The following is a 15,452-nucleotide window of genomic DNA, read 5'->3' as shown; positions in this document are numbered from 1 at the left end:
TGTTCCACATTTGAGGTTAGTTATGAGCGACCCTGTAGGGGTCGTAAATCCCTAAAAACATGACTGCTCAAGTGATGTCATGACCCTGTATGGGTCACATATCCACCCTGTAATATCGAACACAAATGCAATAGGCAGGATTCTGTTGCGAAGCGTATTGTATAACTGAAAAAAGGATAAGTCTAAAGGACTTGATTTGGAACCTATTCCCATTCTTTACCAGACCGATAAATAGTTCCCTTAAAAGTGGCAACCATTAATTTCTCTTGGTTAAAAATTTCAATATGGTAAACACCAATGCGTTTGGTGAGAGAAATTTCGGTAGAATTTGATGTAAGGCGGTCGCCAACATGAACAGGTTTTAAGTGAGAAATTGAAGTCTCAATTGAGACGGCCTGCAAGCCATGTGCATTCGAAGAAAAAGCCAAAACACTATCGGCAAGAGAATAAGTGATGCCGCCATGTGCAATTTCAAAACCATTCACCATTTCTTGGCGAACGGTCATTTCTACAATTACATTGCCGGGTGTATAAGATTTTATTTCCAGACCGAGCCATTGACTCATGCGGTCTGTCAACATCATTTTATCAACAATTTCTTGCGGCTCGAGCATTTCGATTATTTTGATGCTTCGTGCAAAAGACCAATCATTCCAGCACTAACAATAAATAATTGTGTTTGTGTTTCCTCAGATAACATTTCACCGTCTTCATCTTCTGATTCGATTTCAGCTAACATAAATTGCATTAAATTATGTTGTTGTACCAAATCTCGCATTGCTTCGTACTCTTCATCTTGATGAATGGCATCTAAAGCCAATAAAAATGGTTCTTGGAACGCTTCAATTGCATCTTCGTCAATTACTTTTAATGCTACACCTTCTTGTGTGAAAGCTTCCATAATTATTGCGAAGTAATAGATAGCAAAGACATTCAAGTCTTCATTCTCATACTCTAACCCCGCTTGAAGAATGTAGTTGACAAGATCTTGTTGGGTTAAGGTAAAGGCTTCAATTAATTTATCCAGTCCATCTTCATTCAATCCATCAATTTTTTTTATTGCCGCTTCTATACTCTCAATACTAACTTGACTCATTTTTATTTATTTCGTGTTTTGCCAAAGTTAGGATAAGAAAAGAGAAAAGACAAAAGAAGAAAGGAAAAAGTATAGATAATAGATAATAGTTTAGAGGAAATAGTTTTTTAGCGAATAGTTGTTACTACAGTGCCGTAGGATGAACCAGGGTAAGAATTTAAAATTCAACTTCATAAAATTTATGTTATGCACTTCTTTGACTTTAATCTATCCTTTTTTTTGATAAATTATTTTCCTTTCAATCTAATAATGCCGCAATAAAATACCTAGCTTTAGGTTAAGATTTTTAATAAGTATTAAGTATCAGCAAAGCATGAAGTATTTTTCGAAGGACTATTTGGATTTTTTTAAGGAGTTAGCAGCGAATAATAATAAGGATTGGTTTGATATCAATCGGAAGCGATATGAGCAAAATATTAAAAAAGCATTCGAGGTTTTTACTACAGATCTCATTAGTGAGGTTCATAAAATTGACCCGAAAATAGATATCACTTATAAGGATGCGATATTTAGAATCAATCGCGATATTCGTTTTTCAAAGGATAAAACGCCCTATAAATTAAATCGCTCTGCAATCATTTCACCAAATGGGAGGAAGGATAAAGCATTTCCAGGTTTATATTATGAAATCGGTCCGGAGAGTTTTAGAATTTATGGAGGTGTTTATATGCCGGATAAAGAACAGTTGCTTTCAATTCGAGAACGAATTTTTGAAGATCCAGAGAAACTTAAGGAATTAACAGAAAATAAAGCTTTTGAAAAGATCTTCGGTGAGATTAGGGGAGAGGAAAATAAGATCCTAAAACCACCATTCAAAGATGCGGCAAAAACTACACCCATCCTTTTCAAAAAACAATTCTATTGGTACACCGAATTAGATGTGAATCTTGTTCTAGGCGATGATTTATTAGAAAAAACTGTTGAGGTATATCTAGTCAATAAACCTTTAATGGATTATTTCGCAGAAGCAATGGATTTTTAGGGAGTTGTTAGTTGTTATGGAAATAGATAATAGTTGTTAGGAAAGATGAGGTGAGAGTTTAATTTACACTCTAAGGAATGAAAAATGATTAAAAAAATTAAATTTAATAGATATTTAAGAATTATAATTTTATTGGTTTTATTATTCTTAATACCTGCTGTTTCCGGTATTGTTTTTTCTGAAAAGTTACTTGATTTTAAGGACGCTGCTAAATATGGTTTTATATTTGGTATATTTCTTTCTCATTCTTTATTTTCGTTTTTTTTTATTAAAAACAGGCAAGTAAATGCAAAAATTATCTACGCCATTCTTACATCTTTTTTGTCAGTTTTTTTCTTTATCATAACTGGAAAAAATGATTGGATTATTTACATTGAAACTCAATATCTAGGACTTATTTTGACTAATGTATTTTTGGGGTTACTAATTTGGACAATTATCTGGCTAATTAATAAGGTATTCACAAAATCCGCTGCGGAGGATATTCATCTGTAAGCTAACATTGTTATTCAAAGACTGTGTTTTGGTGTCTTTATTTTGTTTCCTTTTTTATTAATGAAATACCAATTGTTACTTTTCATTTCAACTTGATTCATGATAGTAGAATTATAGTTGCATTCAAGTGCAACTTTGGCTTGTCCATTTTCGAAATTTTCAGCACATTCAAATTGGCACTGAATTACAATTTCTCCTTTTTTATTAATAAATCCAATTTTGCCATTTCTTTCTACTCTTAACAGTCCATCACTAAATTCATCCAATTGGAAATCACCGTAAAGGTATGCGTCAAACATTATTTGACCGTTTCTATTAATTCCATGAATTCCATTCTCTCCTTTAACAATTGCATATGATTGAAAATTGACGGTGTCAAATACTTCGTACTTTCCAAAATTAATAACAGTGTCACCGAAAGAATTTACAAATCCACACTTAGAACCAAACTTAGGATTTGAATCATATGTGATCATCTTTAATCTATCCTCACCATTTGATAAAATTATAGAGGCATATTCTCTATCGACTTGAATGTTATTACTAGATAATCCACTTAAGCTATTCGATGAACAATTACATCCGAAGTTGCAAGCCAATGTTAAAACGGTTAAAATTTGTTTCGTTTTTTTCAACATAACTCTAAATTCCAGTCCTTCTTTTTTCTTTACTCTATAATCTTTGCTCTGACTAAATAATATTCACCTCACGCTCCAGTTGAACACCGAATTTTTCATGAACTGATTCCAATATGTCTTCTGATAGTTGGAAAATATCTGATCCATTAGCGCCACCATAATTGACCAGTACCAAGGCTTGATTTTTATGCACACCGTAATTGTCAATAGTTTTACCTTTCCAACCGGCTTGTTCAATGAGCCAACCTGCGGCTAGCTTAAATGCGTTATCATTCAATTTATATGAAGCAATATTGGGATACTTTTCGAATAATGCATCAAATTGAACCTTTTCAATCACGGGGTTTTTAAAGAAACTACCTGAATTTCCAATTTCCGCTGGATTGGGTAATTTTTCTTGTCGAATGGAAATAACGGCATCACTCACGTCCTTAATTGTAGGAATAGCAATACTGCATTCTTTCAACTTATTTTCTATTGCGCCATAACTTGTGTTGAGTACATGATTTTTGGTCAATTTCAGGCTTATGTTCAGAATAATGAATTGCCCCTTTAAATCGCGCTTAAAAACGCTTTCACGGTAACCGAAATCACAATCGCTATGCTTAAAAGTCTTGATAGACTTGCTAGAAATCTCCAGTGCTTCTAATTCTTCAAAAACATCCTTAATTTCTACGCCATATGCACCAATGTTTTGCATAGGAGCAGCACCAACACTTCCTGGAATTAGCGATAAGTTTTCAATTCCACCATAATTATTGGCAATGGCATACATTACGAAATTGTGCCAAGTTTCACCAGCATTCGCTTTTACCCAAACAAATTCCTTATCCTCCTTAACAATATCAATTCCGTGTAATTCATTTTTAAGTACTAGGCCATCAAAATCTTGTGTTAAAAGCATATTACTTCCACCACCTAATACAAGTGAATCATTCGATTTGAATTCGGTTGTATCAATTAATAATTTGAGGGCCTCAATCGTTTTGAACGCTGCAAAATATTTTGCTTTAACGGCCAATCCGAATGTGTTATATGGTTGTAGGTCAATATTTTCTTGAATCATGAAAAGACTTAATTGTTGCGGTAATAAATACCATTTATCTATGCTTACAAAAGTATAAACTTCTTCAAGTTAAAAATTGTAGTAGAATGGTTTTTATTAAGATTAAAACGTTGAACAAGTCATCTAATATTGTTGCTCATTGATAAATTACAGAAAATGATATCATCGTATTTCAATACAATAAAAGGCTTGTTTTACAACTTGTTATGTTTTATTATTTTTAGCTTTCTGAGGAAGTTCGAGGTGATAAAAAAGATACACCACAGATAGCGCAGATTAGCACAGATTTAAATTGAGGAAATCCGTGAGCATGCGTGGTGAAGAAAGATACAACTCAGATTAGCGCAGATTTAATTTGAGGGGATTCGCTAAAATCTATTGTAAAAAACAAACCTCAATCAAGTCATCAATTCTTGTTGCTTAATGACATTTAAAATAACTGAAAGGCTCTTTACAGGTATTACATGAATACATAGATTGACAAGCAACAGACCCAAATGGGCTCAATAATTTAGTGTCAGTCGATTTACATTGCGGGCAAACAATAACTCTATCTCCAACAGAAGGAGGGGAGATGCCTATTTTCAATAACTTCTCTTTCGTTGCATCACTCATCCAGTCAGTCGTCCAAGCAGGATTAAGACGAGAGGTTATTTCTACTTTATGGTGTCCATATTCAGCTAGCTTTTCGAGGATTAAATCCTTAAATAACTGTTTTGCTGGACAGCCAGTATAGGTAGGAGTGATAACGATATAAATGGTTCCGTCGTCAGTTCTTTCTACTGTTCTAATTACACCTAGTTCAACTAAGTTTATAGCAGGTATTTCTGGATCGGGAACCTCATTCAAAAGCTCCCAAATTTCAGGGTGAATATTTGTATCTCGATCCAAAACCATAATAATATTGTGTCAAAGCATTAAAAAATGCAGCCTACCATTTCGCATCAGGGTAGGCACGTGGCAAGTATTGCATCACACTTAAAAGTGGACCCATATACTCACTGTGAAATCCATCTCTATAATCTCTCATAGATAATGGCGGAACTTCAATTCGAGTGATGTTATAAGCTGCGAAAACTGCATTTATTTCAGCGTTCCATTTACTTTCAATTTCGGCTGTATTTGATAAATATGTTTTATCAATATCATCAAAATTAAAGATTTCTTCAATGTATTTTAAGATGTGATTCACCGCACTTTGCGTACGAGAATTACTCTCTTCTGTACCTAAGCCTAGTCTTTCGATCCAGTCCTTAGCATGAAGATGGCTGTATTTAATTTCTTTTAAAACCTTTTGAGACAGTCCTACTACTTCTGAATTTTCAGACTTAAGTAATTCTGTAAAAACTTCCTTAGCGTATACATCGTGTAAAAACTGACGTACAATAACCCAAGCAAAATCTTCATTCGGTTGTTCAACTAATTTCAGATTATAAAACTGACGTTCGTTTCTTTTATATACTAATTCATCTGGTTCGAATTTATCGTTTTCGATGCGACAGATAATTTTGTATAATTCTTCAGCACGACCAAAAAGATCGAGTGAAGTATTTGAAAGTGCAATATCTTCTTCTAAGAAAGGCCCTTTGCTACACATTTCAGCAAGTCTTTGTGCTAAAATAAGCGAAGTATCAGCAATTCTCAATAAGAATTTTGATTCATTAGATTCAAATGTAAAATTCATGCAATAGATTTATAAATGTTTCACCCCGCTTGGGATTTTATAAAAAGTAGAGTGACGGTAAACTTTGTCATCTGCTGGATCAAAGAATGCATCTGCATCATCTAAAGGTACAGAAACGATTTGATCAGAAGGAACGACCCAGATTGCTCTGCCTTCACTTCTTCTTGTATATAATTCTCTTGCATTTTGTATTGCCATTTTCTTGTCATAGGCATGGCAATTACCTACATGTTTAAAAGCTAATCCTGGTTTTTTTTGGATAAATACTTCCCACACTTTATCTCCTGATTCCATTCGTATTATATTTTTATTAAGCTACACTTGATTCTGTTTTGGCTGCGTAAGCACTTGCTGCTTCGCGCACCCACTCATTGTCGTAATGTGCTTTTTTATGATGATCTAATCTTTCTTGATTACAAGGTCCATTTCCATTAATTACATTCCAAAACTCGTCCCAATTAAATTCACCATGATCATAATGCCCGGTTTCTTTATTCAGTTTTATTTTGGTATCTGGAATAGTTAATCCTAAATATTCAGCTTGAGGAACAGTTCTGTCGATGAATCTTTGTCTTAAATGATCATTTGATTCACGTTTTATTTTCCATTCCATTGATTGGCTTGAATGTGCAGATTCAGCATCATGTGGACCAAACATCATTAATGCTGGTTCCCAGAATCTATTCAATGCATCTTGTGCCATTTCTTTTTGTTCCGGTGTACCAAAAGACATTTGCACCATTATCTCATAACCTTGACGTTGGTGAAAACTTTCTTCCATACAAATCCTTACCATACTTCTTGCGTATGGTCCGTAAGATGTACGTTGTAATGACACTTGATTTACAATAGCTGCGCCATCTACAAGCCAACCTACAGCTCCCATATCTGCCCATGTCAATGTAGGGTAGTTAAAGATACTAGAGTATTTAGCTTCTTGTTTATGCAATTGCTCAATCATTTCAGCGCGTGTAATACCCAAAGTTTCAGCAACACTATAAAGGTATAAACCGTGTCCTGCTTCATCTTGAATTTTAGCTAAGAGTACTTGTTTCGCTCTAAGCGAAGGCGCACGTAATAACCAGTTTCCTTCAGGCTGCATTCCAATAATTTCAGAATGCGCATGTTGAGATACTTGTCTGATTAATTGTTTTCTATATTTTTCTGGCATCCAATCTCTCGGCTCAACTTTTAAGTCTTGCTCTATGATTGCGTTGAATGCTGCTTCAAATTTTTCCATGTTCGGTTTGTAAAAAAATAAACTTCCTCTCCATAAATACAGCAGTAAAATTTGCTATACCTTTGATACAAAGATACGTTTTTTAAATGAGGATTATTCCTCAAAAAAACGGTTGTTTTGGTTTGGTGATCAAAAAATCAATTACTTTTTAAATTTAAGGACTTCTGATCGGCCTTTTTTAAAGATTTTATTGCTTTCAATTTTACCTTTCCGCATTTCTTTTTGCACCTCTAAAGGCAATTGGTAAATTTCTTTACATTCATCAGAGCAGCAATTGTCCATTTTAGCTTTGCATTTTTCACATTGAATGAAAAGTAAATGACAAGCTTGGTTTGCACAGTTTTCATGTGTATCGGATGGTTCACCGCATTGATGACATTGAGAAATGACATCGTCACTTATGCGTTCACTTTTTCGGTGATCGAAGACAAAGTTTTTACCAATGAATTTATTTTCAATATTCTCAGCATTAACCTGTCGCGTATATTCAATGATTCCACCTTCTAATTGGTAAACATTCTTAAAGCCTTTATGTTTAAAGTATGCGCTAGCTTTTTCGCAACGAATTCCGCCTGTACAATACATCACAATATTTTTATCTTCTTCGTGACCTTTAATGTTTTCAGTAATAATCGGCAATGAATCACGGAAAGTATCAACATCTGGCGTTTGGGCATTTATAAAATGACCAATTTCACTCTCGTAATGATTTCGCATATCGATTAATATCGTATCCTCTTTATTGATTATTTCATTGAATTCGTTTGCACGTAAATGAACACCAATATTAGTAACGTCAAAAGTATCGTCATTTAAACCGTCAGCCACAATTTTCTCTCGAATTTTGACTTTCAACTTTAAGAAAGACTTATTGTCTTGTTCAATAGCGATGTTTAAACGGACATTATTAAGAAATGAAATACCGTCTAAGTGATTTTTAAAATCTGTAAATTTTTTCGCTGGAACAGAAAGTTGGGCGTTAATGCCTTCGTGAGCGACGTAGATTCGACCTAGAACATCCAAATCATTCCATTGAATGAAGAGATGATTTCTAAAGATTTCTACATTTTTAATTTGGTGGTACTGATAAAAAGATATCGTTAAACGATCTTCACCTGCCTGATCAATCAGAGCAGCTCTTTCGTCAGCACTCAATTTATTGTACAGTTGCATGCTATAAATAATTTAAGTTCTAATGAATTTTGCAATGCAAAGGTAAGTAAAAATCCTTGACAGAAAAAGTGACTTTAGTCATATGATTTATATTCGGTTTAGGATTAAAGGATGAATTAAGTTTATAAAAGAAAAGGGGCGAAATTCGAAAATTCCGCCCCTTTTAAAAACTTGATTAAAGGTTATTAGTTCCGTAATAATGTCACATTACCTTGTCCGACGATTTCAGTTCCATTGTCTGTTTTTGCTTCGTATCGATAGAAGTATACTCCATCTTTACTTTCAGATCCATTTCTATCTGTCCCGTCCCAACCTTCATCAATATCAAGTATTTCAGAAATTTTTATGCCCCATCTATCAATGATAACACAATAAAACTCTGAGATAGAATTTGATTTGTATTTAAAAGTGAAAATATCGTTAGCACCGTCATTATTCGGTGTGAAAACATTGACAGCATCTAATTGTAAAGGTTCAAATATGTTGATGGTTTTACATAATGTGTCTGTACAGCCATTTTTATTTAAAGCAACTAAACAAACTTCAATATCATAAGAACCACCTCTTGCCATATAAGATGTATCAAAAGTCTCATCGTAGTCTTCACTTAATATCCATCCACCTTGTGGGCTATCAAAATTCCAGAAAAAAGTAGTATCAGCAAATGGGTTTATAGGATTTGCAAAATTCAGGGAATTATTTACGAAGTGCACATCAATGTCAGCTGTTCCTTTATAATTAGTTGTGAATTGTTCAGATGTCATTTCAAAATTTGCTCTAGGATTTAATGAATCTACAACAATTGTTCTTGATAGCGTACAACCATTATTATCAGTCGCTGTTAAAGTATATGTTCCTGGATTTCTACTACCCCAAGTTGAACGGTTATCAGTTTCTCCAGTTTCAATATGTGTCCATAAATAAGTATAATCAGCTATGCCACCTGAAGCAGATCCATATACAGTACCATTTCCGTTTTGATAGTTATATAATCGACAATATGCAGGAGTATAACCAAACTCGACAAAAGTAAGTGAATCTGGTTCCGTGATTACGAAAGGAAAGTCGTTTGAACATCCATTGTCATCATTAATTGTTAAAACGTATTCACCAGCTCCAAGTGCATAAGTCGAATCACTATTACCAACGCCTGATGGGTCTGGTGCCCAGATATAAGAAATATTATCTAAATCACCAGTAGCATTAAATACTTCATTTACTTTAACCCATCCTAATGCATCACCATAACATTTTGGACTTTGATAAGTGATATCCGCATCTATTTGTTCTGGTTGGGCCAAAAAGATAGAGTCTTCACCACTACAAGCTGTTCCATCACTTACATTAATATAATACCAACCACCGGTTAAAGAATTGGCAGCATTAGAATTATCGATATTTTTCGTTACACCGTCGGCATCTGTTATATCAAATAGAATATCCCCTGTTTCGTCTTCAACATTAACGATAATAGAGCCGTCACTAAATCCATAACAACTTGGTGGATTAATTACAAAATCGAGATATAATCCGTCAATCATTACAATATCTATTGAGGTAGTACTAATACAACCATTTTCAGAAATTGTTGTTAAGAAAACAGTATAAGTACCTGCTTCGTCATAAGTATGTGTTGGATTTTCTTCGGTGCTTATATCGCCGTCGTCAAAATACCATGAATATGAACGAATAGTTTCAGGATCAGCAATAAAAGTCATGCTATTGAATTGTACTTCGTTCTCAACACAACCACCAAGGCCGCCTTCCTCTGAAGAAACGCCTGCTACAATAAACTCGATTTCTGGTTCTGGCAGGTCGTATACATTAACATCGAAAGTATAGGTATCTACACAACCGTTTCCAGAAGTAACCGTCAAAGTAACCGTAAATGTTCCGTGTCCGTCATATGCATGACTAGGAGTGATATCGGTAGACTCATCGCCATCACCAAAATCCCAATGGTAAGTCATACCTGAAACGTCAGCAAGTGTAGATAAATTAGTAAAAACTACATCATCACCTTCACAATAAGATTCTTCTTCAGTACTTGCGTTCGCTACGGGAAGAACATTAACAATAACATCAACAGTATCTCTACTACCACATCCTAAATCTTCACTAAATCCAGATAAAATAACTTGTGTTGTTCCCGCACTTGGAAAATAAGGTGTGCCTTCTACAATATCATCTAAATTCCATGTATAATCATCAGCGCCACTCGCGGTAAAAATCACACTTTCTCCATCACAAATTTCATCTTCAGAGACCGTGATTGTTACATCTGGAGAAGGGACAACTTCAACTTCTTGTGTCACTTCACATTCTGCATCGCCTCCCATATTGTATAAATAGAAAAATAGGTTTGAACGCCAATTACCGGCATGTGGATCTGGGTTGTGGTAACCGTGAGTAGTCATACCTCCCATCATAACCTGACCAGCTCCCCAAGCTTTTTCTCTTAAGCCAAGAATTGCTGGATCGTCATGATCTTCTAAAATATCAGTAAAGCCTGTGCCTGTAATTTTAGAATGCGTATACCAGTTTCCTTGCATCCAAGGACTTGTTGGTAAATTGGGGCCTAAATAGGCAGGGTGTGATAAGTCAATAACAAAAACGGTATCAGATAAACCGCCACCTACATAAACCATTTCAGATCCATCAAATCCGAAATCAATATTTCCACCTTCGTTCGGAGCTGAATTAAGCAGGAGTCTACCGCCGTTAAAAACCCATGTCTCGATAGCAGGTAAATTAGCGATAAGAAAAGTTTGTAATTCAGACGCATGGCTATCACTTCCATCCATGAAAATAAATCCAGTGGTCGGAGAAAAAACTGAAGCAAAGTCGAGTGTTTGAAAATTTTCTAAAGTCCATTCACCAACGCCAAATGCCAAGTCCATCGCTTCGTTGTTTTGCGTATTTCCCCAAGGACCAACACTTGTATTGGACTTGATGTAATATTTATCACCTGTTCCACCTTCAGGAATTTCATAAGTGATGGTGTGTGTTCCAACGCCAGCAGCTGAAGGGTCGAAAGTAGAACCATCAATTCCTGGACCAGTGAAGAATCCACCCAAAGGATCTCCAGAAATTTCAACAGGTAAATCACCCTCACAATAAACAGGATCTAGTCCTTCAATTGTACATTGTGCATAAGTGGTATTGGTAAAAAATGTAATTAAAGTCAGTACTAGCAGACTTAAAAAAGAGTATATCTTTTGTTTCATAATAAATTGTTTATAAGATATACCCTATTGATTGATTTGAATTCAATAGGGTATATCATGATACAATTTACAAATAAAATAGAATTGTCAGTATTTTGTAATAAAACAAATTTCTACTCAGATATTATTTAACGATTATTGTAGTATTCGTTAATTATTTAATATCGATTATGGTGACATTGCCTTGTCCGTTAATTTCAGTACCGTTATTTGATACGGCATTATATTTATAGAAGTAGACTCCGTTTGTACAAATTGAACCGTTCATATCCGTTCCGTCCCAACTTTCTGAAATATCATTCAACTCGGTTTTAATTACACCCCATCGATCAACAATAACACAGTTGAATTCAGAAATTGAAGTGGCATGATTTTTAAACGTAAAGAGGTCATTGATACCATCACCATTTGGTGTGAAAACATTGACGTTTTCAAGTGAAATAGGTTCGTAAACATTAATGGTTTTACATAAAGTATTTGAGCAGCCGTTTTTATTAAATGCTGTTAAACAAACTTCGATGTCGTAAGATTGTCCACGAACTTCATAAGTAGTATCAAAAGTTTCAAATAAATCATGACTAATTACGTGGGTAATATTGTCGAAATCAAAATTCCAAAAGAAAGTCGTGTCTGCCAAAGGGTTGTTTGGATTGGCAAAGTTTTCAGATAAATTAACAAAGTGTGCATCAATATTTGCTGTGCCTTCGTAGTTACTTGTAAATTGGTCAGATGTGATCTCAAAATTTGCTCTAGGATTCAATGAATCAACAGTAATGATTTCTGTAATAGTACAACCATTGTTGTCTGTTGCTACAATTTGATAACGACCTGGATTTAATCCTCCCCAGGTAGAATTACCAACACCTTCACCAGTTTCAAGATTCGTCCAAGCATAATCAAAATCAGGAACACCACCGGCAACAGCAGCCTTAACAACACCATTTCCGTTTTGGTAATTATACAATCTACAATATGCTGGGTCTGCTGCTAATTCAACAAAGTTCAACGAGTCAGGTTGTTTTACTTCAAATGTAAAGGATTTATCACATCCATTTTCATCATTGATTGTAAGAATGTGTTCGCCAGCGCCAAGCGCCCATGCAGAATCGACACCTAATCCGCTTAATCCAATTGGACTCCAATTATAAGTAATTAAATCAGGATCTCCGGTCGCATTATAGACTTCTTCAGCAACTGCATAACCTGTCTTGTCTCCATAGCACAAAGGGTTTACAACAGTAAGATCAACATCAAGTTCTTCAGGTTGGGTTAGGAATATGGAATCTTCGATGATACAATCTGTTCCATCATCTACGGTATAATAATACCATCCTCCTTTTAAACTATTAGCAGCATTACTATTATCTATATTTAGTACCGTTCCATCTGCATCCGTAATGATGAAAATTAAGTCTACTTCTGTCGCTTCGATATCAACAATAATGGATCCATCAGAGAAACCATGACAAGTGGGTGTATTAAATATTAATTCAGATGTAAGTCCTGAAGAATTCACTTCAACAGTTCTTCTTATTTCACAATCGTTGTCATCTACAATAACAATTTCATATTCACCACCTGCAAGGTCTTCGTAAAAAGTTACACCTGAAAATGTACCACCGCCGTTGATACTATAACTATAAGGAGAATCTCCACCGCTCACACGAATTCTAATTGATCCATCGCTTTCATTACAACTTGCGTCTATTACAGTTAATTCTTCAAAAATAATTTCGTCTTCTTCTTCGATGGTAATTTCACCTGTACCAGAACAACCAAATTCATCTTCAACAATAACAGTATAAGTTCCTGCCGATAAATCAACAGCTGTCCATGTAGTTTGTGCATCCTCATCATCCCATAAATATGTGTAATCGTCACCACCAGGAATAAATGCATAAGCTATACCGTCATTGCCGCCGAAACATGAAACACCAGAGCCATCCATAAATGGATCTAAATCGGCAACTTCAAAATCAATCGTTTCTGTATACGAACATCCCGTAAAGTCAGTCACGGTTAAATCGAACGAGTATGAACCATTAGTAGGGTAGGTACGCGAAACATTTTCGTCAGTAGAGGTAAAACCATCATCAAATTCCCAAAAATAATCAGTGTACGGGACACCGTCAATGGTAATACTACCAGTCGAAGAATTGTTAAAATCAATTGGTACGCCAGCACAAGGGTGTACTGGATCAAGATTGACTTCTATGTCTCTAATCATACAAACTGTTTGTAAATTCCATGAACCACCTGTTGCGCCAGTCCACCCAAAATATACATCAGGATCACCTCCAAAAATTGAGGCAACCAAGTCATCAGTATAAGTGAATATCAAAGTTCCGTCAAGGTAAACTACCAATTCATTTGTACCTGGATCCCAAGTCACTCTAAAATCATGGTCACGTCCATCTTCGATATTTCCGATAGAAATTGCTGATACCAAATTGTGGTCAACGACACCATTAGAATGAAGTCCTATATGATCGTCGGCAATTTCACCATCGGCTACTTCTGCGCCACTTTGCCATGTGTCAATTTCAACACCAATTGAATTGTCAATACCACCATATCCTAATAATGATCCAACTCCTCCCGAAAAGGTGCCTGTTTTACGCAATGCGAAGACCATTCCATCGGCACCACTGCCATCTAATGAACCTAAGTTAACCACGAAATTTAAATCGAAAGGTAGGGTTAAGTCAATCGTAGAAGGACTCCAAATACTTCCTGCTTGTGAGGTAGTTGTTGTAATGTCGTAACAGTCACAATCACCGGTAGCAGAGCCATCCAATATCATCTGTGAATTTCCCGAAAGTGAATAACAGAAAACTGTCAGTAAAATGAGTAAATTTTTCATACAATTCATATGCGTTTAATAAAATCACCTAAATCGATTTAGGTGAGATACAACAAAGATAAGATTTTCACCAATAAAAAGAATAATTCTTATTTGTTAAGCCGTTTTTTATTAAAACGAAAGATTGATTTTAAATGTTGCATTTATCTCAAGGATCGTATATTTTTATATAAAACGTGTCAAATAAAGCATGAAATATTGTTAGCAACCGTTTGCTGTTTTCACCCTGTTGAACCCTCATAGGACATGGTAGCAAGAATAATGACATTGAGCATAAAGTGCATAGCCATTCAAGATGTTATTCTTTATTGTTAATTAATTTAATAGGGCCATAGAATTCGTTATAGCTAGTGTTTAAATGTTTAAAAAGCTGCTAACCAATTAATCCTTTTTTTAAAAACACTGTCTAATAAGTATAACTAAAAAAATAAAGAACATGAAAAAATCAATTTTAGGATTCGGAATAATGGCAATAATGTTTGCGTTTAATACTTCATATGCACAAGGATCACAGGAGAATGTGAAAGCAAAGCAAGCAGAGCAACATAAAAAATTAAGTGCAGAAGAGAAAGCGAACAAACGGACGGATAAATTAGTTACAGATTTAGGGCTTGATTCGAAGCAAGAAGCAAGTGTACGTGAGGCAAATTTGGCTCATTTTAGAGAGATGGAACAAATACGTTCAGAAATGAAAACACTTAAAGAAAAATCAAAAGCAGAAAGAGATGCAAATAGAGCGGCAATCAATAGTGTGCTTACGGCCGAGCAAAAAACACTTTTAGCTGAAAAGGAAGAAATGCACAAGAAGAAAATGGCAGACAAAAAAGGAGGACATAAAAAATAAGCCTTTTACAGTAAAACAGAAACTCCATAAACTTGATTTTATGGAGTTTTTTTGTTCTGCATAATGAATTACACCTTAATTAGGAGTTGCTTTTAACTTTTGAGATTAAAAATTAATCCGTTGAAAAAATCAACTACTTTTGCG

Annotated in this window: 14 protein-coding genes; 3 read left to right on the top strand and 11 right to left on the bottom strand. The window is 34.9% G+C overall.

All coding sequences use genetic code 11. The features are described from left to right. Nucleotides 1–203 precede the first annotated feature (203 nt). Both T367_RS0114560 and T367_RS0114555 read right to left on the bottom strand, forming a co-directional pair. Nucleotides 204–614, bottom strand: a complete 411-nt coding sequence (locus tag T367_RS0114560) for a hotdog fold thioesterase (protein ID WP_027420507.1) — start codon at nt 612–614, stop codon at nt 204–206. Nucleotides 615–619: 5 nt separating this feature from the next. Next, nucleotides 620–1,096 (bottom strand): hypothetical protein, encoded by a 477-nt coding sequence (locus tag T367_RS0114555; protein WP_027420506.1) that lies wholly within the window; start codon nt 1,094–1,096, stop codon nt 620–622. A gap of 313 nt (nt 1,097–1,409) precedes the next feature. Between T367_RS0114555 and T367_RS22550 the strand changes: the two genes are divergently transcribed. Both T367_RS22550 and T367_RS0114545 read left to right on the top strand, forming a co-directional pair. Next, nucleotides 1,410–2,078 carry a DUF2461 domain-containing protein gene (locus T367_RS22550; protein ID WP_051568574.1) on the top strand — a complete coding sequence of 223 codons (669 nt, stop codon included), beginning with the start codon at nt 1,410–1,412 and terminating at the stop codon, nt 2,076–2,078. A gap of 84 nt (nt 2,079–2,162) precedes the next feature. Next, on the top strand, nt 2,163–2,573 hold the full coding sequence (locus tag T367_RS0114545; protein WP_027420505.1) for a hypothetical protein: 411 nt from the start codon (nt 2,163–2,165) through the stop codon (nt 2,571–2,573). A 14-nt stretch (nt 2,574–2,587) separates the two neighbouring features. On the opposite strand, the gene T367_RS24090 is transcribed toward T367_RS0114545, so the two are convergent. The 9 genes from T367_RS24090 to T367_RS0114500 form a co-directional block, all read right to left on the bottom strand. Beyond that, nucleotides 2,588–3,211 (bottom strand): WG repeat-containing protein, encoded by a 624-nt coding sequence (locus T367_RS24090; protein WP_051568573.1) that lies wholly within the window; start codon nt 3,209–3,211, stop codon nt 2,588–2,590. A gap of 52 nt (nt 3,212–3,263) precedes the next feature. Continuing rightward, nucleotides 3,264–4,277, bottom strand: coding sequence for a UDP-N-acetylmuramate dehydrogenase (gene murB / locus T367_RS0114535; protein WP_027420504.1), 1,014 nt, complete (start codon nt 4,275–4,277; stop codon nt 3,264–3,266). A 420-nt stretch (nt 4,278–4,697) separates the two neighbouring features. Continuing rightward, a complete protein-coding gene (paaD, locus tag T367_RS0114530; RefSeq protein WP_027420503.1) occupies nt 4,698–5,174 on the bottom strand; it encodes a 1,2-phenylacetyl-CoA epoxidase subunit PaaD in 477 nt (158 codons plus the stop codon). A gap of 34 nt (nt 5,175–5,208) precedes the next feature. Next, nucleotides 5,209–5,961 (bottom strand): 1,2-phenylacetyl-CoA epoxidase subunit PaaC, encoded by a 753-nt coding sequence (paaC, locus tag T367_RS0114525; protein WP_027420502.1) that lies wholly within the window; start codon nt 5,959–5,961, stop codon nt 5,209–5,211. Between the two features lie 9 nt (nt 5,962–5,970). Further along, entirely contained in the window at nt 5,971–6,255 is a 285-nt protein-coding gene (gene paaB, locus T367_RS0114520) for a 1,2-phenylacetyl-CoA epoxidase subunit PaaB (protein WP_027420501.1), read from the bottom strand. A 16-nt stretch (nt 6,256–6,271) separates the two neighbouring features. Further along, on the bottom strand, nt 6,272–7,201 hold the full coding sequence (gene paaA / locus T367_RS0114515) for a 1,2-phenylacetyl-CoA epoxidase subunit PaaA (protein WP_027420500.1): 930 nt from the start codon (nt 7,199–7,201) through the stop codon (nt 6,272–6,274). 141 nt (nt 7,202–7,342) lie between these two features. Beyond that, nucleotides 7,343–8,374, bottom strand: a complete 1,032-nt coding sequence (trhO, locus tag T367_RS0114510; RefSeq protein ID WP_027420499.1) for an oxygen-dependent tRNA uridine(34) hydroxylase TrhO — start codon at nt 8,372–8,374, stop codon at nt 7,343–7,345. 185 nt (nt 8,375–8,559) lie between these two features. Then, nucleotides 8,560–11,601 carry a T9SS C-terminal target domain-containing protein gene (locus tag T367_RS0114505; protein WP_027420498.1) on the bottom strand — a complete coding sequence of 1,014 codons (3,042 nt, stop codon included), beginning with the start codon at nt 11,599–11,601 and terminating at the stop codon, nt 8,560–8,562. 154 nt (nt 11,602–11,755) lie between these two features. Further along, entirely contained in the window at nt 11,756–14,464 is a 2,709-nt protein-coding gene (locus tag T367_RS0114500; protein ID WP_027420497.1) for a T9SS C-terminal target domain-containing protein, read from the bottom strand. A 436-nt stretch (nt 14,465–14,900) separates the two neighbouring features. Between T367_RS0114500 and T367_RS0114495 the strand changes: the two genes are divergently transcribed. Further along, a complete protein-coding gene (locus T367_RS0114495) occupies nt 14,901–15,308 on the top strand; it encodes a hypothetical protein (RefSeq protein WP_157454247.1) in 408 nt (135 codons plus the stop codon). Nucleotides 15,309–15,452: the final 144 nt, after the last annotated feature.

Source organism: Crocinitomix catalasitica ATCC 23190 (assembly GCF_000621625.1).
In the GTDB taxonomy this organism is placed as follows: Bacteria; Bacteroidota; Bacteroidia; order Flavobacteriales_D; family Crocinitomicaceae; genus Crocinitomix; species Crocinitomix catalasitica.
Note: the sequence above shows the minus strand (reverse complement) of the source record. Positions and strands in the feature narration are given on the sequence as shown.

Excerpts from the sequence above, each read along its gene's own strand:
- T367_RS0114560 (WP_027420507.1), bottom strand. The coding sequence starts at position 614 with ATGCTCGAGCCGCAAGAAATTGTTGATAAAATGATGTTGACAGACCGC.
- T367_RS0114555 (WP_027420506.1), bottom strand. The coding sequence starts at position 1,096 with ATGAGTCAAGTTAGTATTGAGAGTATAGAAGCGGCAATAAAAAAAATT.
- T367_RS22550 (WP_051568574.1), top strand. The coding sequence starts at position 1,410 with ATGAAGTATTTTTCGAAGGACTATTTGGATTTTTTTAAGGAGTTAGCA.
- T367_RS0114545 (WP_027420505.1), top strand. The coding sequence starts at position 2,163 with ATGATTAAAAAAATTAAATTTAATAGATATTTAAGAATTATAATTTTA.
- T367_RS24090 (WP_051568573.1), bottom strand. The coding sequence starts at position 3,211 with ATGTTGAAAAAAACGAAACAAATTTTAACCGTTTTAACATTGGCTTGC.
- murB (WP_027420504.1), bottom strand. The coding sequence starts at position 4,277 with ATGATTCAAGAAAATATTGACCTACAACCATATAACACATTCGGATTG.
- paaD (WP_027420503.1), bottom strand. The coding sequence starts at position 5,174 with ATGGTTTTGGATCGAGATACAAATATTCACCCTGAAATTTGGGAGCTT.
- paaC (WP_027420502.1), bottom strand. The coding sequence starts at position 5,961 with ATGAATTTTACATTTGAATCTAATGAATCAAAATTCTTATTGAGAATT.
- paaB (WP_027420501.1), bottom strand. The coding sequence starts at position 6,255 with ATGGAATCAGGAGATAAAGTGTGGGAAGTATTTATCCAAAAAAAACCA.
- paaA (WP_027420500.1), bottom strand. The coding sequence starts at position 7,201 with ATGGAAAAATTTGAAGCAGCATTCAACGCAATCATAGAGCAAGACTTA.
- trhO (WP_027420499.1), bottom strand. The coding sequence starts at position 8,374 with ATGCAACTGTACAATAAATTGAGTGCTGACGAAAGAGCTGCTCTGATT.
- T367_RS0114505 (WP_027420498.1), bottom strand. The coding sequence starts at position 11,601 with ATGAAACAAAAGATATACTCTTTTTTAAGTCTGCTAGTACTGACTTTA.
- T367_RS0114500 (WP_027420497.1), bottom strand. The coding sequence starts at position 14,464 with ATGAAAAATTTACTCATTTTACTGACAGTTTTCTGTTATTCACTTTCG.
- T367_RS0114495 (WP_157454247.1), top strand. The coding sequence starts at position 14,901 with ATGAAAAAATCAATTTTAGGATTCGGAATAATGGCAATAATGTTTGCG.